Below are 20,274 nucleotides of genomic sequence, written 5' to 3'. Positions count from 1 at the left end.
GGGGTGTCGGTTTGTAGCCTCGAGGCATCCCTGGAACCAGGAGGAGGTGTGCCATGGGTGGCACAGCGTCGGGTCCCGGTGTCCGTTCCGGTCCACAATCCGGGCCTGGCCCCCGGCGGCGCCGGCTTCGCGGTTTCCTTGCGGCCGCCGTCGCAGCCGGTCTGTCCACGCATGGCCTCTTGCCGCGGGTGCTGCGGACATGGGGTGCCACCGGGCCCGAAAAGACTGCGCCGCTTCCGGGCGACGAACTGATTCCCGACGCCGACGACGTCTGGACCATGGCGGTTACCGTCGCCGCACGCCCCGGTCAGGTCTGGCCATGGCTCGTGCAAATGGGAGTGGACCGGGCCGGCCTGTATTCCTATACGGCGGTGGAGAACGGCTTGCTCCGTCTGGGGGTCACCAACGCGGACCGCATCCATCCCGAGTGGCAGGACCTGAAGGTGGGAGACATCATCGCTTTCACACCTGGTGGCCACCCTGGCGGTAGGCGGGGGCCGCGCGTCGTGGACCTGGCTCAGGACCGCCACCTCGTCCTGGATTCCAGCCCGGGAGCCCCGCCCGGAACAGTGACCGGTACGTGGCAGTTCGTGCTGCACGACGCCGGCCCTTCCGGTACCAGGCTCCTGCTCAGGACGCGGTACGGCGCGGGCCGGCCTGCAGGGCTGCGTGTGATGGACTTCCTCCTCCGGCCCGGCTATCTCGTGATGGACCGGGCAATGCTGCTGGGCATCAAAAAGCGCGCCGAAGGGGGAGCCAACGGGCCGCCGTCGTCCGCCCCCCACTGAAGGGAACGGCCCCGAATGTTGGCCTCTGCGCTACTTCGCGGTCCTGCTGCCCTGGCCCGACAACCAATCTAGGGCTTCGCCCTCGTTCGTGAAGTACGCGGTGGGAGTCAGCGACCGTTGGGAAAACGCCGCCACGACCTTGCCCATGGGTCCGTCGCCAATGAGGGCCACCGCCGAGAATCCCCGGTAAGAATTCATGCCCGCCCTGGCCTCGGGCGTCAACCCTGCCACTCCGTTCAGGTCAACCAGGAGTGGCAGCACCCACCCGTCGCTGAAGCCTTCCAGGGTCCGCGCCGCCCGAACGGCGATCTCGTACGTTATGTGGACGTCCGGGGCCCAACGCAGCCGCAGAACCCCGCGCTCGCAGGACGCCGCGAAAAGCTCGTGCATCCGTGCCCCGCTCCGCTCTTAGGCCTGTTTTCCAGGCGCAGATGCCTGATTGAAACCCTATTCTGCATGAATGTTGCACAACGCACATCTCCTGGCGGTTCGCTTCAGTCGCGGGACGCGTACCGGCCGTTGGGAGGGGGCCACAGGGACCTTTGGCGCAACGATGAAGGCGCGCCCGGTTCACCCTCGCCCCCACCTAGACTGGGCTGGACAATCAAACCGAAGGAGAGCCCGTGCGTTCCCTTGTCATGCGCCAGATCGCCGGACCGCTGACCGTCCAGGACGTAGACCAGCCTGAGGCCCCGGTAGGAGGCGTGGTGATCTCCGTCATCGCCACGGGCTTGTGCCGCAGCGACTGGCACGCGTGGGCCGGACACGATGACATCGCCCTGCCGCACGTTCCCGGGCACGAGTTCGCCGGCGTCGTTGTTGAGGTTGGTCCCGGAGTAACCGGCTGGGCGGTGGGTGACCGGGTGACGGCGCCCTTCGTGGAGGGTTGCGGGACCTGCGAGTGGTGCCTGGGCGGCAATGCACAGGTATGCCCGGACCAGCAGCAGCCGGGCTTCACGCATTGGGGGTCGTTCGCTGAGCGCGTGGTGATCCATGCGGCGGACACCAATCTCGTGGCGATCCCCGAGGGGGTCAGCTTTGAAGCGGCGGCCAGCCTGGGCTGCCGTTTTGCCACCGCCTACCGGGCCCTGACAAGCCGGGCACGCCTGGCCGCCGGTGAATGGGTCACCATTGTTGGCGTGGGCGGTGTTGGCCTCAGCGCCGTAATGATCGCCAAGGCACTGGGCGGCAACGTCATTGCCGTGGACCGGAACGCGGCCGCCCTTGATGTGGCGGCTTCCCTCGGGGCCGATCACGTAGTGGTCGCCGATGGTTCTGATATTCCGTCGAAGGTACAGGCCCTGACGGGAGGAAGCCATGTCTCCATCGACGCCGTCGGCAGCGAGCAGACCTGCGCCGACGCGATCCTGAGCCTCCGGCGACGTGGCCGGCACGTCCAGATCGGGCTACTGCCGCCGGTTGAGGGCCACCCGCGCGTTCAGATGGCCCGGGTTATTGCGTGGGAATTGGACGTTTTCGGAAGCCACGGGATGGCCGCGGCGGATTACCCTGGAATGCTCGCCCTGATCGAATCCGGCGCACTCCAGCCGCAGAAGCTTGTTGAACGCGTCATCGGGTTGGAAGAGGCCGCAGAGATGCTGCCCCGGCTGGACAGCGCAAACGTCGCGGGCATGACCATGATCGATCCGAGCTACTGACGCTTCTTCGGGGTGCGGAGCTTCAGCTGCCGGTACGGGTGAGTCGTTCCCGCCGGAGGATTTGAACCCCCTCCCGGCCGGGGCAAGCGAAAGGCCCGGGTTCCATTGTTTCCAGGGAACCCGGGCCTTTTTACGTGGCGGTGACGGTGGGATTTGAACCCACGTTGGCTTTTACACCAAACAACATTTCGAGTGTTGCACCTTCGGCCGCTCGGACACGTCACCAACCTCAATAGGGTACCGGAGCGAGGCCGTCATCCCCAAAACGAAGCCGGATCCGGGCTGTTTGCCGGGTGGCCGGGCTTTGGGTGGGTGGGCCTGTCGGTGGTTGGGCTTGTCGAAATCTGGAACCTGGTGGTTGAGCTTGCCGAAACCTGTCCCGTGTATTTTGGGTGACCGGCTGTGGTGGGCGGCCGCTTAAATGTCGTACCCCCTTGCCATGATGGGTTTATGGGGAAAGCGGCGGTGGTGGAGGCGTTGGCGGATATTCGTGCTGCTCTTGCCGTGCTGGTTGCCGAGGTGGACGGGTGTGGTGGGGAGCCGTTCTGTGCTGCTGATCCGTTGGCTGGGCTGGCGGATGGGTGCCTTGATGTTCTGGCCGGGGCCAGGGAGGTGGAAGCCCGGGTCGCCGGTTTGAAAGCGCGGGCTGCGGTGGCGTATGCGGATGCTGCCGGTGTTGTGGCGGGGCCGCGGGTGCCGGTGGTGGCGCAGGAGATGGCGGTCGCGGCGGAGATCGGGTGCGTGCTGGCGCTGGGTCCGCGGGCTGCGTCTTCGTTCTTGGCCACCTCGCACGCGCTGAGCGACTTCTTGCCGCGGACTGCGGCTGCTTTGAACAACGGGACCCTGTCCTGGCAGCACGCCACGGTGATGGCCGATGAAACGGCCGGGTTGGATGCTGCGGGGGCGGCGGCGTTGGAAGCGCATTTTTTGGACTCTGAGGCGCCGGATGCGGCGCGGGGGTGTCCGGTTGGGGAGTTGCCGGCGCACCGGTTCCGGGCGAAGGCCCGTTCCTGGCGGGAGCGCCACCATGGTGAGAGCATCGAGAAGCGTCATGCCAAGTCGGTGGCGGACCGGCGGGTGGAGTACCGGCCGGACCGGGACGGGATGGCGTGGCTGGGGGCGTTCCTGCCCGCAGACCAAGCGGCCGCGGCCTGGAACCGGCTCACCGCGATCTCGCGCGGCGTGCAGGGGTCGGGGGAGACGCGGACCCTCACCCAGTTGCGTGCCGATACCTTTGCCGGGGCAATCCTGGGCGGCGGCAGCGTAGCCGCCGGTATTGCGGGCGGGGCTGGTCACGCAGCCGGACACGGCCCGGGCAGCGGGCCCGGGACCAGGACCGTTGACGGGATCAGGGACGGGGCGGGGACTGGTGACGAAGCCGACCTTCCGCGTTCGCCCATCCGTGCGCAGGTGTTGGTGACCGTGCCGGTCTTTTCGTTGCTGGGGTTGACGGATGAGGCGGCGGTGCTGGATGGGTATGGGCCGATCCCGCCGTCGATGGCCCGTCGGTTGGTCGCTGAGGGGGCGGGCTCGTTTTACCGGGTGCTCGTGGATCCGCGGGACGGGGCACCGTTGGAGATCGGCAGGACCCGTTACCGGGTGGGCAAGGCGATGCGGAACTGGCTCCGGCTCCGGGACGGTAAGTGCCCGTTCCCCGGGTGCAGCAACACCTCCTTGGATACCGAGGCCGACCACATCCTCGCCTGGGCCGACGGGGGCGACACCGGGATCAGCAACTTGGGACAGCCCTGTCCGAAACATCACCGGTTGCGGCACACCACGGGCTGGAAACCCACCCCGGCCACCAAGAACGAACCGCCGGGATGGATTTCACCCAGCGGCCGCCACTACCACAGCGAACACCAGGACTGGGAACCACCCGTGTGGCCACCGGGATTCGTCGACCACGACAGGACGGCGCCGGAGCTGGAAAGAGCAGAGCCAAGGCCCCTGCAAAGAGTGCCCTTCAGCGTCGCGGACCTGAGCAGAATCGACTACTCGCTGGCCGAAGCGTGCCTGGACCGCATTCTCCACCCGCCCTCTGCTTAGGCGGCGGGACACCCCCATGCGTATGCCGCCCGACGGCCACTGCGGACGCTTGCTGCGCCCACAAGCCTCGACCGCAGCAAGCGGCCCCACGCCCAAGCTGCGGTGCGCACTCTGTGCGCACTCGGTCCGCCGGGCCGTTCACCCGCCTCTTCCCAAACGGAACGGTGACCGGAAACGCCGCCGGCCGCCGTCGGACTTTCCCGGCGCATGCACGTCGGGCTAGATTCATCAGCAAGATGATGAATCCACAGCCTCCGATCCACGCAACCGCCTACTGGACCACCGCAAAGCAGCACGGCGAGCTCAGGCCCGAAGAAATGCCCGCACCCGGTCCCGGCGAGGTGTTGGTCCGTGCCCTCTACTCCGGCATCAGCAGGGGCACCGAAATGGTGGTCCACGCCGGCGCTGTTCCGCCCCGGGTCGCTGAGCAGATGCGCGCCCCGCACCAGGAAGGAGAGTTCCCCGGGCCCGTAAAATTCGGCTACCTCTCCGTTGGCGTTGTGGAGGAAGGGCCCCAGGACTGGAAGGGCGCACGCGTGTTCTGCTTGAGCCCGCACCAGGACCGTTATGTGGTGCCGGTGGAGTCCCTGACGCGGATCCCGGACGATGTCCCGTCCCGGCGCGCGGTGTTGACTGGCACGGTCGAAACCGCAGTCAACGCCCTGTGGGAGGCTGGGCCGCGCCTGGGGGACCGGGTGGCGGTCGTCGGCGCGGGCCTGGTGGGCGGCATGGTCGCCACCCTGTTGCGCACATTCCCGCTGCAGCGCCTGCAACTGGTGGACCTGGATCCGGGCAGGAAGCAGTTGGCGGACGCGTTGGGCGTCGACTTCGCCCACCCCGATGATGCCTTGGCCGACTGCGACATTGTCATCCACTGCTCGGCCTCGCAGGAAGGGCTGGAACGCAGCCTCCAGCTCGTCGGCGACGACGGTGATGTCATCGAGATGTCCTGGTACGCCAACCGGACGGTGACCATACCGTTGGGCGAGGATTTTCACGCGCGCAGGCTGTCCATCAGGGCCAGCCAGGTAGGCATGGTGGCCCGGTCCCGGCGCCACCGCCGCACCAATGCGGACCGCCTCAACCTTGCCGTATCGCTGCTCAAGGACCCCGTGTTCGATGCGTTCCTGACCGGTTCGTCCCGGTTCGAGGACCTTCCCGAGGTGGTCCAGAGCCTGTCCGACGGCACGCTGGAAGCCCTGTGCCACGTGGTCGAATACCCTTCCGGCAACCCGGCCCCCAGCCAAGCAACCCACAACTCCGAAACGTAAGGTAGCCCATGTTCAGCTTGACAGTCCGCCGCCACTTCATGATCGCCCACAGCCTTCCGCGCGAAGCATTCGGGCCCGCACAAGCACTGCACGGCGCAACATTCGTCGCTGAGGTGAGCTTCCGGCGTCGTGCCCTGAACACGGACGCGATCGTGCTGGACATTGGAGCCGCCGGAACCATCATCGAGGACGTGCTGGGCGGCCTGAACTACCGAAACCTGGACGAGCACCCGGATTTCGAGGGCAAGCTCACCACCACGGAGGCGCTGGCCGAGTACATCGCCCGGAAGGTGGCGGCCAGGATCAAGGACACGGCAGACGGCCCCGAGCTGGCGGGAATCGACGTCACCCTCCGGGAAAATCCGGACGCCTGGGCCACCTACGCCTTGGACCTGTCCGACTGACCATGCGCCCCCTTCGGCTGCTCGTCCCGGGCAATATCCGCCACAGCTCGGGCGGCAATGTCTACAACGCGCGCCTGGTTGCCGGCCTCCAGGCCTTGGGTGCAGGGGTTGAGGTCATTGCCGTGGAGGGCACCTGGCCGGATGCCGGCGCACACGAACGACGCCGGCTGGGCGCCCTCATCGGGGCGTGGGACCCGGAAACACATCCCGGGCAGCCGGTGGCGATCGTGGATGGACTGGTGGCCGTGGGCGCTCCGGACGAACTGGAATTCGCTGCGAAAGCCGGCCGGCAAACATGGGTCCTGGTGCATATGCCCGTGCCGGAAGATGCAGGCACGCAGGCCCTTGAACGCGAAGCCAGGGCTTTGCGCGCCGCAACCGGGGTCATCTGCACCAGCACGTCGGCGGCAAACGTGCTCCGCAAACGGGGGCTCCCGCAAGCGCGGGTTGTACTCCCCGGCGTGGAGCCGGCACCTTTGGCGGCCGGTTCCACGCCGCCCCACCTGGCGGTCGTTGCGGCGCTCCTGCCCAACAAGGACCAGCTGCTCACGGTCGAGGCCCTGGGCCGGATCAGGGATCTTGACTGGACTGCATCGTTCGTGGGGTCGGACCGGGCCGATCCGGTGTATGCGCAGGCAGTCCAGGCTGCGGTTGCCGGGAACGGTCTGCAGGAGCGGGTGTGGCTGACCGGCGAACTCACCGGCGAGCCGCTGGAAGCACAGTGGGCCCGGACCGACCTGACGTTGCTGGTGTCACGGACGGAAGCGTTTGGGATGGCCGTCACCGAGAGCTTGGCCCGCGGCATCCCAGCGCTGGTCAGGGCAGGCACGGGCGCGGTGGAGGCGCTTACCCTCGCCGGACTGGAAACGTCCGACGGCGGGCCAAGACTTCCGGGGGCAGCGGTTCCCCTGCCCGTCGGGGGCCAGGAGAGTCCCGGCCGGCTGGCTGCGGTCCTGCGGCGGTGGCTCGGGGACGCACGGGTCCGCGAGGGCTGGCGCGCAGCCGCAGCCGAGGCGCGGAGGGACCTCCCCGGCTGGAGCAGCACGGCCCAGGGCCTGCTGGCCGTAGTGGCAGCGGGCGACCGAGGGAACGGGCAGCCGCGGCCTGCCTGAAACCCGCCGCGGACTGCCTGAAACGGGCCGCGGACTGTCCGAAGCCGGCCGCGGTAAAGATGCCCGCCTCCGGACGCGCTAAAGGCTGCTGCGGTGCGCCGCGAAGAACTCGCGCAGCAACCGGGCGCACTCTTCCTCGCGGACGCCCGGGTACACCTCAACCCAATGGTTGAGCCGTCGTTCGCGCAGGATGTCGAACACGGATCCTGCGGCACCGGCTTTCTCGTCCCACGCCCCGAAAACCACCCGGGGGATCCTGGCCAGGACGATCGCGCCCGCGCACATGGCGCAGGGTTCCAGGGTGACCACCAACGTGCAGTCGGAGAGCCGCCAGCCGTCGCCCTGGCCGCCGTCGAGCCTGGCCCGTTCCTGCAACCGTGCGGCAGCTTCCCGGATGGCCACCACCTCGGCATGGGCTGTTGGGTCACCCAGCTCCTCCCGCTGGTTCCGGCCGGAACCCAGCACCCTGCCGTCGGGCCCAATGACCACCGCGCCGATGGGCACGTCCTCCGTGGCGAGGGCGCGGTGCGCCTCCGCGAGGGCAAGGCCCATCCAGGCGTCGTGTTTCTTTTCGGGCAACGGCATGGCTCAATGATAGTTTCGGGGATACTCAGGTTACTTACCGATGCCGGGAGGCACCATGGATACGCTTCGGGACCGCTTGGGGACCTGGTTCAAACCCTACGCGGCGCTGGTCCTCACCATCCTCGTGGGCGGTGTTGTCATCGTCTCCCTCGCCCTGCTGGGCGCCGAGGTGTATGACGACGTGGTGGACTCCGCCGGGCTGGCCAACCTGGACAAGCCGGCGCTGGCCCTGTCCGAGAGCCTCCGCAGCCCCGGGCTCGACGCGTTCGTTACCGGGTTCACCAATATCGGCGGTGGCATCGGAATGCCCATCCTGGCCAGCATCCTCACCGCGTGGCTGACCTTCCTCAGCCGCAACTGGCGTCCGCTGGTCCTGATCGGCGGAGCCGCTGCCGTGTCCATTACCGCCACCACCTTCGGCAAGAAGCTGGTGGGACGCACGCGCCCGGATCACGCAGACGCCGTTCCGCCGTATGAGGATTCCCCGTCGTTCCCGAGCGGGCACACCCTGAACACCACCGTGGTGATCAGCCTGGTGGTGTACCTGATCTGCCTCCAGTTCCACGCCATGCGCGTCCGGGTCCTGGCCATCACGGCGGGCGCGGTGTTCATCATCGCCATGGGTTTGAGCAGGGTTTTCCTGGGCCACCACTGGCTCACGGATGTCATGGCGGGCTGGCTGCTGGGGCTCACCTGGGTGGGTGTGGTGATTATGGCCCACCGGCTGTTCCACATTGTCCGCAGGCGGGAACACGTGGGTGCGGCGCCGTCGTTCGACCGTCCCATCGTCCGGGACGTGGTGGCCGAGGAGCTGCACGACGGCGAACACTACGGACCCGGCAAAGGCAGCGCCGGATGATAGTTTTAGGGGATGCGCACTCTCGTTGTTGACCACCCCCTGGTCGCCCACAAGCTCACCGTCCTGCGGGACAAAAACACGCCGTCGCCGGTCTTCCGCCAGCTGACGGAGGAGCTGGTGACCCTCCTGGCCTATGAGGCCACGCGGGAGGTCCGCACCGAGCCCGTCACCATCCAAACGCCCGTCAGCACCACGGTCGGCACCGCGTTCACCAAGCCCACGCCGCTGGTAGTTCCCATCCTGCGGGCCGGCCTGGGCATGCTGGAAGGCATGACCAAGCTGGTGCCCACCGCCGAGGTGGGCTTCCTGGGCATGGCCCGGGACGAGGAAACCCTGGACATCATCACGTATGCCGAGCGCCTCCCCGAGGACCTCACCGGCCGCCAGGTCTTCGTCCTGGACCCGATGCTGGCCACCGGCGGAACCCTGCGTGAGGCCATCAAGTTCCTCTTCAAGCGCGGCGCCTCCGACGTCACCTGCATCTGCCTGCTGGCAGCCCCGGAGGGCCTGGCCAAGCTGGAGGAGGAACTGGGCGACGCAAACGTGCACATCGTCCTGGCCTCCATCGACGAGAAGCTCAACGAGAAGTCCTACATTGTTCCCGGCCTCGGCGACGCCGGCGACCGCCTGTACGGGATCGCCGGGTAGGTTCCACCCTTTTTCAAAACCGTTCCCGCCGCTAGCCTGTGCGGATGGACTGGAAACTTGAACTTGTCTTTGTCCCTGTATCCGATGTGGACCGCGCCAAGGATTTCTACGTCAACAAGGTTGGCTTCAACGCCGACTACGACGAACGCCCGTCGGAGTCGATCCGCTTCGTGCAGTTGACGCCACCCGGCTCCGCCTGCTCCATCTGCATCGGCGAAGGGCTGACCGACGCTCCGCCCGGCACAGGATCCAACCTCCAGCTGGTGGTCAGCGACATCGAGGCTGCCCACCGCCAGCTCAAGGGCAACGGCGTGGACGTCAGCGACGTGGATGTGCAGCAGTGGGGCCACTTCCTGTACTTCGCCGATCCGGACGGCAACAAGTGGTCTGTCCAGTACATCCCCTGGCGGAATGCCGGGCCGGGCGACGTCCAGGGCGCCGGTTAACGCAAACCGCGGGCCGCATCGACATGATGCGGCCCGCGGTTTGCGTTGCGCCCGGTGCAGGTGGTGCCTAGTACCAGTTGTGTGCCAGGTGGAAGTTCAACGCACCGCAGGGCGAGGCGTAGCTCTTCTTGATGTAGTCCAGGCCCCAGTTGATCTGCGTGCGGTAGTTGGTCAGGTAGTCGGCGCCTGCGCTGGCCATCTTCTCCGCCGGCAGCGACTGGACGATGCCGTACGCGCCGCTGCTGGCGTTGGTGGCGGTGGTGGTCCAATCGGATTCCTTGGTCCACAGCGTCTGCAGGCACTGCATCTGGTCCGGTCCCCAGCCAAAGGAGGACAGCTGGCTGGCGGCGTAGGCCTGGGCGCCCGCGGGATCGTTAACCGCGACGGCGGGAGCAGGCTCAGGCGCGGGGGCCGGCGCAGGTGCGGGTGCTTCAGCCGGCGGGGCGGCGGGAGCGGGCGCGGGGGCCGGCTCCGCGGCCTGCGGTGCCACGCTGATGGCGGAAGGAGCAGGATTAGCGGCCGGGTTGGAACGGATTTCGCTCTTCTCGATGCTCATCTGGGCATCCGCCGCCGACGTGGAAGCGCTTGACCCGGTGGACGACGCCTGGGTCATGTTGTTGGTCGCCTGGCCTGCCGCGCCAACGCCAACCAGCACCGCGCATGATGCAGCGAGGACCGCAACACGCCGGCCCACGGTGGTCTTTTTGGCGGGCTGGGGTTTGGCCCGATGTTTTGCCTTGGTTTGCAGGCATGGTTTTGCCATGGATTTAGACATGATTGATCGCCTCTCACACCTGCGGAGTTAGCTGTCGGGTTCGGATGAGGGCATCCGGCCGCACGGAAAAAACACGTGCTGGCTTAACCCCAAGGGCAATCATTGCCCGGGACGGTGGGTCCCCCGCCTCTGCCGTTGCTCAAGCGGAATCCGGGAAGCGGCAGAGCTTGGCGTCAACCCGGGATATGCGGCCCGAACGGGGACCGCACCCAATCGACGGTACAGGAAGATTGCGCATTAGTCACATTTGGGTAACGGAAGTCACGAATTATGGCGCGTCGATTTGCTGCAGGCGGATCCCCGGCGCCGGTTTATCCCGCCAGGATATAGACCGTGGTCCCGCCAATGTTTTGCGCCGGGAACGTGGACTCCACCCACTGTGCAATCCGGGTGGAGACGTCAGAGCCGCTGCTGGACATCATGGTCCCGCCGGCAATGAAGTAGTGGATCCGGCCTTGGGAGACCAGCGCTTGGAACTGTTCCAGCGTGGGGGAGGGGTCGGTGCCGTTGAAGCCGCCCACGGCCATCACCGGCAGTTCCGTGGCCAGTTGGTAACCTGCGGCATTGTTCGAACCGACTACTGCCGCTGCCCAGGTGTAGTTTGAGGCACCGTCCTTCAATGCGGCCACGAGCCCGGCCGACGGCGTGGGCGCACCCAGGAGGCCGCCCATCCCGCCGGCGCGGCCACCGGTGGCACCCGGACCGCCCTGCGCTGCCCCGCCCTGGCCTGCTGCCCCGCCCTGGCCGGCACCCTGGCCTTGTCCGGCCTGGCCTTGTCCAGCCTGGCCGTTGAACTGCCGGGACGTGCCGCCCGCGCCAAACCCGCCGGTCCGGTTTCCGCCGAACCCGCCCGGGCCGCCGAACGACGTCGCCGGTCCGGCGCTGACAATGGCCCCGCTGTGCGCCGTCGCCGCCGTCGACATGGAGAAGGCCAGCGGGCCGGCGAGCGATGCCGCAATGGCGAGCGCCGTCGTCGTCCGTTGCACGGAGCGCAGGCGGATGAACCTGTTCAACCCTGTTCCTGCTGCGGCCGCAAGGCCTGCCGCCAGCACCACCCAGCGCGGCCACGGGCCGTAGGCGGATGTGGTTCCCAGCAGGGTGAATGCCATCAGGGCTGCCGCGGCCACTGCGGCGGCCAGGAAGACCGCCGCGGCGGCCTGCCGCCGGTGCTGCCAGAGAAGGGCCGGCCCCAGGCCGGCCAGGGCTGCGATCCCCGGCGCCAATGCCACCGCATAGTAGGGGTGGATGATGCCCGCCATGAAGCTGAAGACCAGGCCGGTCACCAGGACCCAGGAACCCCAGACGAGCACCGACGCCCGGACGGCGTCAGTCCGCGGCGCCCGGCGTCCCACCCACAGCAGGCCGGCAGCAAGGATCAGTGCGGAGGGCAGCAGCCACGCGATCTGGCCGCCAAATTCGCTGTTGAACATCCGCAGCAGCCCGGGAACGCCCCAGCCGTTGGCGCCGCCCACGCTCCCTGTCTCGTCGCCTGTGAGCCGGCCCAGGCCGTTATAGCCGAGGGTCAGTTCCAGGATGGAATTGTCCTGCGAACCACCAATGAACGGACGGTCCGCAGCCGGGATGAGCTCCACGACGGCCAGCCACCAGCCGGCCGCGGCAAGCATCGCGGCACCGGTGGCGAGCAGGTGCAGCAGCCGCCGGCCCAGCCTGGCGGGCGCCGCGACCAGGTAGGCGAGGGCAAACCCGGGAACCACCAGCAGGACCTGCAGCTGCTTGGCAAGGAACCCGAAGCCCAGGAGAACCCCTGCCAGCAGGAGCCAGCGCAGCCTGTCCTCCTGCACGGAGCGGAGCACCGCATAGGCGGCGGCGGTCATGAGCAGCACCAGCAGGGCGTCCGGGTTGTTGAACCGGAACATCAGCGTGGCCACGGGCGTCAGTGCCAGCGCAGCGGCGGCCAGCAGCCCTGCCCGGTGGGCGAGGCGCGGGTCACCGGTGGCCGGTGCCGCGGCCCGCCGGACGGCCAGGTACAGCAGCCAGGCGGTGCCGACTCCCATCAGGGCTTCGGGAACCAGGATGCTCCAGGAGCTCAGGCCGAAAATCCGGACCGACAACCCCATGATCCACAGGGACGCCGGTGGCTTGTCCACCGTGATGGAGTTGGCGGCGTCCGAGGAACCGAAGAACCAGGCCGCCCAGTCCTGCGATCCGGCCTGGGCAGCGGCGGAGTAGAAAGCGTTGGCCCAGCCCGATGTCCCGAGGTTCCACAGGTAGAGCACGGCGGTAGCTGCCAGCACGGCTGCCAGTTCCAGGCGGTGCCGGAGGGCCGGGGGCTCCCGCCGCACGCCGGCCGCGGCAGCAGGGCTGGAGGCAGCAGGGCCGGGGGCAGCGGGAGCGGAGGGAGCCTGCACCGGAGTGGAGTTAGAGCTGGCCATGGGGTCCTACTTGGTGAGTTGGTACACCGTGGAGTTACCCACGGTTTGGGCCTGGAAGTTGGCTTGCACCCAGGCGGCCACCTCGGAGTTGCCGCCCCGGCCGCCCATGCCGCCGCCCATGCCGCCTTCGATGAAGTAGCTGATCTCACCCCTGGCCACCATGGCCTGGAACTCGGCGAGCGTGGGATAGGGGTCGCCGCCGTTCCAGCCGCCCAGGGCAATGACGCTGGTGTTCGTGGCCAGTTCCAGGCTGGCGGCCTGGCTGGCCCCGGAGACAATCGCCGACCACTTCGTGGTGGTGCCGGTGAGCAGTGCGGTCACGGCTGCATCGGCGGTGCCTTCGCCGGGACCACCCGCCCCGCCGGCTCCGGGGGCGCCTTTGACGCCGCCGGCTCCGTTCGCGGGATCAAAACCGCCGGCACCGGCTGCCGCATCCGTTCCGTCGGTCCGGTCGCCACGGAGCGCGGCGTCGTCCCGGAAGCCGGCAGCCCTGTTGCCGAAACCGCCCGCCGACGAACCTGCGGGCCCCGACGTCGGGATGGATCCCGAATGGGCGGACGCGGCGGTGGCCAAGGTCCAGGCAGCCGTTCCAAGGCCCCCGGCCAGCAAGGAGAGGACGACGACGGCGGCCGTCCCGGAGCGCCGGAACCGTCCCGCAGCGCCCTTGCCGTCAAGGCGGAGGAGGATGGCGGCCGCCGCGAGGACACCGAGGACGATGGTGGCGATGCGCAACCACGGCAGCCAGGACGTGTCGCGGCCCAGCAGCACCGAGGACCAGATGGAGGTGCCCAGGACCACGACGGCCAGAGTTGTCCGTGCCGGCCAGTACGCGCGGCCGCGCCAGAGTTCGACCGAGCCGATGCCCACCAGCGCGGCGATGGCCGGGGCCAGTGCCACTGAGTAGTAGGGGTGGACGATGCCGCTCATGAAGCTGAAGACGCCAGCCGTGACCAGAAGCCAGCCGCCCCACAGGATCAGGGCCGCGCGGCTCCGGGACGTGCGCGCTTCGCGGCGGGTGAACCACAAGCCTGCCACCAGCAGCACCAGCGCGGCGGGCAGCAGCCAGGACACCTCGCCGCCGAAGCTGGTCCCGAACATCCGCAGCAGGCCGGCCGCGCCGCCGAATCCCGCATTTCCGCCGCCGAAGCCGCCAGCCGCACCGCCGCCCGGGCCGCCGGCTCCACCTCCGGGCATTCCTTCACCCGAACCGGTGATGCGGGCCAGGCCGTTGTAGCCGAAGGTCAGTTCCAGGAAGCTGTTGGTGGTGGACCCGGCCATGTACGGCCGTTCGGAGGCCGGCGTCAGCTGGAAAAGGGCAACGTAGCTGCCGGCCACCACGACGATTCCGCCCAGCGCGCCGAGCAGGTGGACCAGCCGGCGTCCCAGCGGTGTGGGGGCAGCCCACAGGTAGGCAAGTCCAAGCGCGGGAACCACCAGGAAGCCTTGCAGCATCTTGCTGAGGAACGCCAGGCCTATCACGGCCCCCGCCGCCACCAGCCACTTCCATCCGGCCCGTTCGATGGCCCGGGTGGTGAAGTACGCCGCCAGCACCAGGCAGAGGGTGAGCATGGCGTCCGGGTTGTTGAATTTGAACATCAGCGCCGCCACGGGCGTCAGTGCGAGGGCGCCGCCGGCAAGGAGGCCTGCCACCGGACCGGAAACCCGCTTCACAGCGAGGTACAGGAAGCCGACGGCGGCCACTCCCATGAGCGCTTCGGGCACCAGCATGCTCAGTGACGAGAAGCCGAAGATACGGCCCGCCAGGGCCGGGATCCAGAGCGCGGCGGGCGGCTTGTCCACGGTGATGGCGTTTCCGGCGTCGAGCGATCCGAAGAGGAGTGCCGTCCAGTCCTTGGTGCCCGCCTGGATGGCAGCGGCATAGAAGGAGTTTCCGAAGCCGGTGGCGGCCAGGTTCCAGAGGTACAGGATTGCCGTGGCCACCAGGAGGCCGGCGGCCGAGGGCCGCACCCAGCGGGGCTGGCCGCCGAAGGCGTAGCGGGTCCAGCGCGGTCCGGTGCGTGCGGGGCCGGCAGAGGAAGCCGCGGCACCTGACGGGTGCTGTGGACCGTCGGTTGATTCGGTGGTCGATCCGGCGCCTGCCGGTGAAAAGGTGGAGGTCATGATGCTGCCGTTTCTGTGGAGGCGGTGGCGGTCGTGTCGTCGGCGGACGAAGCTGCGGGGGTTCCGGCGGATGGTGTTGCCGGTCCAGGGCCTGTCCATGGAACGGGGCGCGTGGAGGGTGCTGTACGCGGCGCCCGCTCCCGGAAGACCCAGAGCCGGAACAGCAGGAACCGCACGGCGGTGGCGGCGAGGTTCGCCGCCACGACGGTGAGGATTTCCGCCCACCGGTCCGGCGTCGTCGTCCTGTGCACCAGTGCCAGCGCACCCGAGGTGAGCAGCAGGCCGATGCCGAACACGATCAGCCCCTCAAAGTGGTGCCGGACCGGGTTGCCACCCTGGATGCCGAACGTGAAGCGCCGGTTGGCTCCCGTGTTGGCGACCGCCGTGATCAGCAGGGCCAGGAAGTTGGCAAGTTGGGGATCCATGAAGCCGCGGCAGAATACGAAGATCGCCAGGTAGGCCAGGGTCGACGCCGCACCGATGGCGGCGAAGCGCACCAACTGGCCAAACAGGCTGCCGCCGCGCGTTTGCTCGGCCGCCCGGGACGAGGCGGGCAGCGGCCCCCGCGCCAGGGCTGCCCGCAGCTCCGGAACCGGGATGCGGCCGTAGAGCAGGTCGCGGGTGAGCCGTGCCATGCCCCGGACGTCCGCCAGCGCCGTCCGGAGCACGTCAACGCTTGAATCAGGATCGTCGATCCAGTCCACGGGAACCTCATGGACGCGCAGGCCGCACCGCTCCGCCAGGACCAGGAGCTCGGTGTCAAAGAACCAGGAGTTGTCCACGGTGTACGGAAGGATCTGTTGGGCCACGTCTGCGCGGATCGCCTTGAACCCGCACTGTGCGTCACTGAACCGGGCACCCATGAAGGAGTGCAGCATCAGGTTGTAGCCGCGCGAGATGAATTCCCGCTTGGGTCCGCGGACTACGCGGGAGTTGCGTGTCAGCCTCGTGCCGATGGCAAGGTCCGAATGGCCGGAGATCAGCGGCGCCAACAGTGGTGCCAGGGCCGCAAGGTCGGTGGAGAGGTCCACGTCCATGTAGGCCAGGACCGGCGACGGCGAGGCCAGCCACACCTTGCGCAGTGCATTTCCGCGGCCCTTTTCGTCGAGGTGGACCACTGCGAGTTCGGGGAACTCCCGGGCCAGGCGTTCGGCGATTTTCAAGGTGCCGTCCGTGCTGGCGTTGTCCGCCACGGTGATCCGGAACGCGTGCGGAAAGGAATCGAGCAAGTGGGCGTGAAGCCTGCGGAGGCATTCCTCCAGGTCGCGTTCCTCGTTGAAGACCGGGATGGTTACGTCGAGGACCGGCGCGGTGGTGCGGGTGTCCACGGGGGCGCGCCGTCCGGCGCGCCCCCGTGATGGAATGCCCACCGGCGCCACCGCGGCGTCCGGCAGGGTTCCTGAAGTGGAGTCGGTGAGCGTCATGAATCAAGAGTGGCGCCGCCGTATTTGAGGGCTTTAGGCGCAACCTGTGACGTGCCTGTGTAAGTGCGGCCGGCGCTCGCAGTCAGGAGGTGGCGGTTGCCGCTGCCGGCAGGCGGACGGCGAACTCGGTCCTGCCCGGCCGGGAGGCGAGTTCCACGGTGCCGCCATGGGCCGCGACGATGGATTCGACGATCGAAAGCCCCAGCCCGGACGATCCTTCGGAGCCTGAGCGGGAGGCATCGGCCCGGGTGAACCGGGAGAAGATGTTGCCCTGGAACTCGGCGGGAATGCCGGGGCCGTCGTCGGTGACCGTGACCACCACGCTGCCGTCGGCGGAGCGCATGACCCCGGTGGTGACGGTGGTGCCGGCCGGCGTGTGCTTCCTGGCGTTCGAGAGCAGGTTGGCCAGGACCTGGTGGAGCTGGGTGGTGTCGCCGCGGACGGTTACCGGTTCATCGGGCAACGTCAGCTGCCAGGTGTGGTCCGGTGCCATGACCTTTTCGTCGCTGACGGTTTCGATCACCAGCTGGGTGAGGTCCACATCGGTGGTTTCGGTCGCCTTGCCCTCATCCAGCCGGGCCAGCAGCAGCAGGTCCTCCACCAGGGCGGTCATGCGCTCAGACTGGCTTTGCACCCTGCCCAGCGACTTTTGGCCGTCCTCGGTGAGGGTTTCGGTCATGCGCATCAGCTCGGTGTATCCGCGGATGGCGGTCAATGGGGTCCGGAGCTCATGGGAGGCGTCCGCCACGAACTGGCGCACTTTCATCTCACTCCGTTGCCGGGCTTCGAGAGCGCTGGAGACGTTGTCCAGCATGAGGTTCAGCGCGTGCCCCACGCTGCCCACTTCCGTGGTGGGATGCGCTGCCGACGGCGGGACACGCACCGCCAGGGCTACCTCGCCGGCGTCGAGCGGCAGCTTGGAAACCTTGGTGGCGACGTCGGAGAGCTGCTCCAGCGGCCGCATGGTCCGGCGGATCAACGCCGTGCCGGCCAGCCCGATCAGGACAAGGCCGCCCAGTGACACCAGCACCATCGTCAACACCAGCGAGGCCTCGGTGCTTTCCTTGGTTGCCAGCGGCAGCCCGGTGATCACCACGTCGCCATAAGGGGTCTGTGTCGCCATGAGCCGGTAGTCGCCGTTGGACAGTTCCCGGTCAACCGGGCTGCCGTCACGGGGGAGGGCCTGCAGGGTGGCCGTGTCCCGGGAAGTCAGCGGCGTGCGGGTGAAATCCGCGGACAGGAAACCCGCTTCCCGAGTGATCTGGCCACCCACCACCCTGGCGTTGAGTGTTCCCACGCTTTGACCCCGCGCGTCGAGCGGATCCGGTCGGCCCGAGGGATTGCCCTCGGGCGGGCGGCCGCGTGAAGCCATGGTCAGCTGCTCGTCCAACTGCTTGGAGAGGACCACGTCCATCGAGGCGTAGCTGACCACGCCGATCGCACTCGAGATGGCCACCAGGAGGGCCATGGAGAGCAGGATCAGGCGGGTCCGAAGATGCCAGGTGGCAGGGTTGAACCACGAGCGGCCGGTGGGCCGGGGAACCCCGGAAAGAGACACGCGTTTCCTTTGGCTAGTCTGCGGGTTTGATGACGTAGCCGGCTCCGCGCACGGTATGGATCATGGGCGGATGGTTGGCTTCGAGCTTCTTGCGCAGGTAGGAGATGTAAAGCTCCACGATGTTCGCCTGGCCGCCAAAGTCGTAGTCCCACACGTGGTCCAGGATCTGGGCCTTGCTCACCACGCGCTTGGGGTTTTCCATGAGGTAGCGGAGGAGTTCAAACTGCGTGGCCGTCAGTTGGATTTCCTCCCCGGCCCGGGTGACCTCCCGGGTGTCCACATTGAGGACCAGGTCGCCCACCACCAGTTCGGCCGTATCCATGGCGGCCACGCCGGAGCGCTGGACCAGGCGGTGCAGGCGCAGCAGGACTTCCTCCATGCTGAAGGGCTTGGTCACGTAGTCATCGCCGCCGGCTGCCAGCCCCACGATCCGGTCCTGGACATCGTCTTTTGCGGTCAGGAACAGCGCGGGCACCTCCGGCGCGAAGGCGCGGATCCTGCCCAGCAGCTCCACGCCGTCGAACCCCGGCAGCATGACGTCGAGCACCAGGACGTCCGGATGGAAGTCCTTGGCAAGCTTGACGGCCGTGGGCCCGTCCCCGGCTACGGCCACGGACCAGCCCGCCATGCGCAGGCCCATGCTCATCAGCTCCGACAGGCTGGGTTCGTCATCGACCACCAGGGCCCGGATCGGAGAGCCGTCGGGATGGGAGAGCTGGGGCAGGTTGTTGGTCATGGAGTGCGGGGATGCCATGGGACAACTCTCCGATCTACCGGTGTGCCGGTGCTTTGCCGTTGCTGTGTTCCAGCTGTGAGCTCCAGCCTAGCCACCTGGACCCGAGGCCAGGAGCCTGCCCGTGCAGGCGGAAGCGTGCAGGTCACAGGCCGTGGTGGCCTGCTGCACAGCCTCTGCACAGCAATTCGGCAGAGCCTGTTGGAACAGGCAGCATCACCACCAGCAGTTTCGACCTTCTTGGAGAATGACAATGGACGAGCACAACACCAAGCCAGCCCCGGGCACATCAGGGCAGAACCGGCAGCCTGCCCCCGTCTGGGGAGGCGCACCAGAGGGCAGCGGCCACGGCGCGGCGGCCCACGACCGGGAGTTCCCGGGCAACCAGGGCGGGGGAGCATACGAAACGGTCGGGCAGGAGCAGCCTTCGCAGGGTTGGGGAACGCCCGTGGAAGGTCCGCGATCGGCAGGGTGGGGTACTCCGCCGGCAAACGGCCAGGTGCGCAGCGGCGGCACTGGTTGGGGCGCACCGCAGCAGTACGCTTCCACTTCGGCGTCCCGCGGGCCGAAAGGTGCGTGGACGGCGAAGAAGGGACTCCTGGTTGGCGGCGCGGCCGTGGTCCTGGGCGCAGCGGCCGGCGCCGGCGCCTACGCTGCCGGGAACGGCTCGGGCTCGGCAGCAAACGCCCAAGGCGCCGGCGCGGTCAGCCAGTTCGGTCCCGGCGGGCAGAACGGCATGGCCGGGCCGGGCAGCCAGGCCGGTACCAACGGCGGCACGGCCGGCGGCATGGGCATGGACGGGGGCCCCGGTGGCTTGGGGATGGGGGCGGCAGGCCTGAACGCTGCCATCCACTCCGAGTATGTGGTCCTGGAAGGTTCCAACTACGTAACCATGGCGGGCCAGGCGGGCACGGTGACGGATGTGTCGGCCACGTCGCTGACGGTCAAGAGCGAGGACGGCTTCTCCCGGACCTATGCCGTGGGCTCCGATGTGCAGGTCACCCAGGGGATGAGGCAGCGCGGGGGCACCTCCACTGGTAGCACGCTCAGCTTGTCCAATGTGACGGCGGGATCCAGCGTTCGGGTGACCGCGCTCAAGGACGGCGACACTTACACCGTCCAAGCCATCCAGCTTGCCACCGCCGGTTCCGGTACCTCGGCAGGTGCCGGAACCAGCAGCAACTGATCCCGGCATGCCGTACCACTCCCAGGCAGGTCCTGCCGCCGGCCCACGCCCGCCGTCCGGGCAAAAAAATCTGCCGCCGGCAGGACCGGGACTGGACATGGGCTCCAGTCGTCCGGCCGATTCTATGTCAAGCGATTGAATTTCAGCGAGATTCGGAGAATTGGCGTTCCATCGAATTATCTTCCGAGTGGGCGGCTATCCGGGACTTTCCTCCGGATAACGAACGTTATTATTTCCCCATCTCGAAATAGTGATCTAAAGCAC

General features: G+C 68.0%; 18 protein-coding genes, 1 tRNA gene and 1 riboswitch. Of the genes, 10 read left to right on the top strand and 9 right to left on the bottom strand.

Annotation, left to right across the window (positions count from 1 at the left end):
• Nucleotides 1-53 precede the first annotated feature (53 nt).
• Nucleotides 54-788, top strand: coding sequence for a hypothetical protein (locus DC347_RS05975; RefSeq protein WP_109044765.1), 735 nt, complete (start codon nt 54-56; stop codon nt 786-788).
• A 30-nt stretch (nt 789-818) separates the two neighbouring features.
• Here DC347_RS05975 and DC347_RS05970 read toward each other — a convergent pair whose 3' ends face one another.
• Complete coding sequence (locus tag DC347_RS05970; protein ID WP_109044764.1) at nt 819-1,178, bottom strand: STAS/SEC14 domain-containing protein; 360 nt, start codon at nt 1,176-1,178, stop codon at nt 819-821.
• Between the two features lie 233 nt (nt 1,179-1,411).
• Here DC347_RS05970 and DC347_RS05965 point away from each other — a divergent pair, with 233 nt between their 5' ends.
• Nucleotides 1,412-2,446 carry an alcohol dehydrogenase catalytic domain-containing protein gene (locus tag DC347_RS05965; RefSeq protein WP_109044763.1) on the top strand — a complete coding sequence of 345 codons (1,035 nt, stop codon included), beginning with the start codon at nt 1,412-1,414 and terminating at the stop codon, nt 2,444-2,446.
• 135 nt (nt 2,447-2,581) lie between these two features.
• Here the strand turns inward: DC347_RS05965 and DC347_RS05960 are convergent.
• Nucleotides 2,582-2,671, bottom strand: a tRNA-Ser gene (locus DC347_RS05960).
• A 225-nt stretch (nt 2,672-2,896) separates the two neighbouring features.
• Here DC347_RS05960 and DC347_RS05955 point away from each other — a divergent pair.
• The 4 genes from DC347_RS05955 (at nt 2,897) to DC347_RS05940 (ending at nt 7,282) form a co-directional block, all read left to right on the top strand.
• Nucleotides 2,897-4,495, top strand: a complete 1,599-nt coding sequence (locus tag DC347_RS05955) for an HNH endonuclease signature motif containing protein (RefSeq protein WP_109044762.1) — start codon at nt 2,897-2,899, stop codon at nt 4,493-4,495.
• A gap of 236 nt (nt 4,496-4,731) precedes the next feature.
• A complete protein-coding gene (locus DC347_RS05950; RefSeq protein WP_165837982.1) occupies nt 4,732-5,766 on the top strand; it encodes a zinc-binding alcohol dehydrogenase in 1,035 nt (344 codons plus the stop codon).
• 8 nt (nt 5,767-5,774) lie between these two features.
• A complete protein-coding gene (locus DC347_RS05945) occupies nt 5,775-6,170 on the top strand; it encodes a 6-carboxytetrahydropterin synthase (RefSeq protein WP_109044761.1) in 396 nt (131 codons plus the stop codon).
• 2 nt (nt 6,171-6,172) lie between these two features.
• Nucleotides 6,173-7,282 (top strand): glycosyltransferase family 4 protein, encoded by a 1,110-nt coding sequence (locus tag DC347_RS05940; protein ID WP_109044760.1) that lies wholly within the window; start codon nt 6,173-6,175, stop codon nt 7,280-7,282.
• 78 nt (nt 7,283-7,360) lie between these two features.
• On the opposite strand, the gene tadA is transcribed toward DC347_RS05940, so the two are convergent.
• Nucleotides 7,361-7,867: a tRNA adenosine(34) deaminase TadA gene (gene tadA, locus DC347_RS05935; RefSeq protein ID WP_109044759.1), complete on the bottom strand. Its 507-nt coding sequence runs from the start codon at nt 7,865-7,867 to the stop codon at nt 7,361-7,363.
• Nucleotides 7,868-7,922: 55 nt separating this feature from the next.
• On the opposite strand from tadA, the gene DC347_RS05930 reads away from it, so the two are divergent.
• The 3 genes from DC347_RS05930 to DC347_RS05920 are packed head-to-tail and all read left to right on the top strand — an operon-like array spanning nt 7,923 to nt 9,820.
• Nucleotides 7,923-8,726 carry a phosphatase PAP2 family protein gene (locus DC347_RS05930; RefSeq protein WP_043424129.1) on the top strand — a complete coding sequence of 268 codons (804 nt, stop codon included), beginning with the start codon at nt 7,923-7,925 and terminating at the stop codon, nt 8,724-8,726.
• Between the two features lie 12 nt (nt 8,727-8,738).
• Nucleotides 8,739-9,374 carry a uracil phosphoribosyltransferase gene (upp, locus tag DC347_RS05925; RefSeq protein ID WP_109044758.1) on the top strand — a complete coding sequence of 212 codons (636 nt, stop codon included), beginning with the start codon at nt 8,739-8,741 and terminating at the stop codon, nt 9,372-9,374.
• A 44-nt stretch (nt 9,375-9,418) separates the two neighbouring features.
• Nucleotides 9,419-9,820 (top strand): glyoxalase superfamily protein, encoded by a 402-nt coding sequence (locus DC347_RS05920; protein ID WP_109044757.1) that lies wholly within the window; start codon nt 9,419-9,421, stop codon nt 9,818-9,820.
• Between the two features lie 67 nt (nt 9,821-9,887).
• Here the strand turns inward: DC347_RS05920 and DC347_RS05915 are convergent, their stop codons facing one another.
• From DC347_RS05915 to DC347_RS05890, 6 genes are all read right to left on the bottom strand, one after another.
• Entirely contained in the window at nt 9,888-10,595 is a 708-nt protein-coding gene (locus DC347_RS05915) for a hypothetical protein (RefSeq protein WP_109044756.1), read from the bottom strand.
• 3 nt (nt 10,596-10,598) lie between these two features.
• Nucleotides 10,599-10,761: riboswitch (cyclic di-AMP (ydaO/yuaA leader) on the bottom strand.
• 145 nt (nt 10,762-10,906) lie between these two features.
• On the bottom strand, nt 10,907-12,988 hold the full coding sequence (locus DC347_RS05910) for a glycosyltransferase family 39 protein (protein WP_240617704.1): 2,082 nt from the start codon (nt 12,986-12,988) through the stop codon (nt 10,907-10,909).
• A 6-nt stretch (nt 12,989-12,994) separates the two neighbouring features.
• Nucleotides 12,995-15,109 carry a glycosyltransferase family 39 protein gene (locus DC347_RS05905; protein WP_109044755.1) on the bottom strand — a complete coding sequence of 705 codons (2,115 nt, stop codon included), beginning with the start codon at nt 15,107-15,109 and terminating at the stop codon, nt 12,995-12,997.
• Nucleotides 15,106-16,533 (bottom strand): bifunctional glycosyltransferase family 2/GtrA family protein, encoded by a 1,428-nt coding sequence (locus DC347_RS05900; RefSeq protein WP_109044754.1) that lies wholly within the window; start codon nt 16,531-16,533, stop codon nt 15,106-15,108. The genes DC347_RS05905 and DC347_RS05900 overlap by 4 nt, the downstream gene beginning before the upstream one ends.
• A gap of 82 nt (nt 16,534-16,615) precedes the next feature.
• Complete coding sequence (locus DC347_RS05895; RefSeq protein WP_109044753.1) at nt 16,616-18,091, bottom strand: HAMP domain-containing sensor histidine kinase; 1,476 nt, start codon at nt 18,089-18,091, stop codon at nt 16,616-16,618.
• Between the two features lie 13 nt (nt 18,092-18,104).
• A complete protein-coding gene (locus tag DC347_RS05890) occupies nt 18,105-18,845 on the bottom strand; it encodes a response regulator transcription factor (RefSeq protein WP_018762397.1) in 741 nt (246 codons plus the stop codon).
• Nucleotides 18,846-19,077: 232 nt separating this feature from the next.
• Between DC347_RS05890 and DC347_RS05885 the strand changes: the two genes are divergently transcribed.
• On the top strand, nt 19,078-20,010 hold the full coding sequence (locus tag DC347_RS05885) for a hypothetical protein (RefSeq protein WP_206073888.1): 933 nt from the start codon (nt 19,078-19,080) through the stop codon (nt 20,008-20,010).
• Nucleotides 20,011-20,274 lie beyond the last annotated feature (264 nt).

This window comes from Pseudarthrobacter sp. AG30 (assembly GCF_003116525.1).
Lineage (GTDB): Bacteria > Actinomycetota > Actinomycetes > Actinomycetales > Micrococcaceae > Arthrobacter.
The sequence above is the reverse complement of the archived record's forward strand: the minus strand, read 5'-3'. Positions and strand labels throughout refer to the sequence as shown.

What these genes read in the sequence shown, in the direction of transcription:
- DC347_RS05885 (WP_206073888.1), top strand. Translation starts at nt 19,078, where the DNA reads ATGGACGAGCACAACACCAAGCCAGCCCCGGGCACATCAGGGCAGAAC.
- DC347_RS05910 (WP_240617704.1), bottom strand. Translation starts at nt 12,988, where the DNA reads ATGGCCAGCTCTAACTCCACTCCGGTGCAGGCTCCCTCCGCTCCCGCT.
- tadA (WP_109044759.1), bottom strand. Translation starts at nt 7,867, where the DNA reads ATGCCGTTGCCCGAAAAGAAACACGACGCCTGGATGGGCCTTGCCCTC.
- DC347_RS05940 (WP_109044760.1), top strand. Translation starts at nt 6,173, where the DNA reads ATGCGCCCCCTTCGGCTGCTCGTCCCGGGCAATATCCGCCACAGCTCG.
- DC347_RS05930 (WP_043424129.1), top strand. Translation starts at nt 7,923, where the DNA reads ATGGATACGCTTCGGGACCGCTTGGGGACCTGGTTCAAACCCTACGCG.
- DC347_RS05920 (WP_109044757.1), top strand. Translation starts at nt 9,419, where the DNA reads ATGGACTGGAAACTTGAACTTGTCTTTGTCCCTGTATCCGATGTGGAC.
- DC347_RS05975 (WP_109044765.1), top strand. Translation starts at nt 54, where the DNA reads ATGGGTGGCACAGCGTCGGGTCCCGGTGTCCGTTCCGGTCCACAATCC.
- DC347_RS05900 (WP_109044754.1), bottom strand. Translation starts at nt 16,533, where the DNA reads ATGACGCTCACCGACTCCACTTCAGGAACCCTGCCGGACGCCGCGGTG.
- DC347_RS05915 (WP_109044756.1), bottom strand. Translation starts at nt 10,595, where the DNA reads ATGTCTAAATCCATGGCAAAACCATGCCTGCAAACCAAGGCAAAACAT.
- upp (WP_109044758.1), top strand. Translation starts at nt 8,739, where the DNA reads ATGCGCACTCTCGTTGTTGACCACCCCCTGGTCGCCCACAAGCTCACC.
- DC347_RS05890 (WP_018762397.1), bottom strand. Translation starts at nt 18,845, where the DNA reads ATGGCATCCCCGCACTCCATGACCAACAACCTGCCCCAGCTCTCCCAT.
- DC347_RS05970 (WP_109044764.1), bottom strand. Translation starts at nt 1,178, where the DNA reads ATGCACGAGCTTTTCGCGGCGTCCTGCGAGCGCGGGGTTCTGCGGCTG.
- DC347_RS05945 (WP_109044761.1), top strand. Translation starts at nt 5,775, where the DNA reads ATGTTCAGCTTGACAGTCCGCCGCCACTTCATGATCGCCCACAGCCTT.
- DC347_RS05955 (WP_109044762.1), top strand. Translation starts at nt 2,897, where the DNA reads ATGGGGAAAGCGGCGGTGGTGGAGGCGTTGGCGGATATTCGTGCTGCT.
- DC347_RS05950 (WP_165837982.1), top strand. Translation starts at nt 4,732, where the DNA reads ATGATGAATCCACAGCCTCCGATCCACGCAACCGCCTACTGGACCACC.
- DC347_RS05905 (WP_109044755.1), bottom strand. Translation starts at nt 15,109, where the DNA reads ATGACCTCCACCTTTTCACCGGCAGGCGCCGGATCGACCACCGAATCA.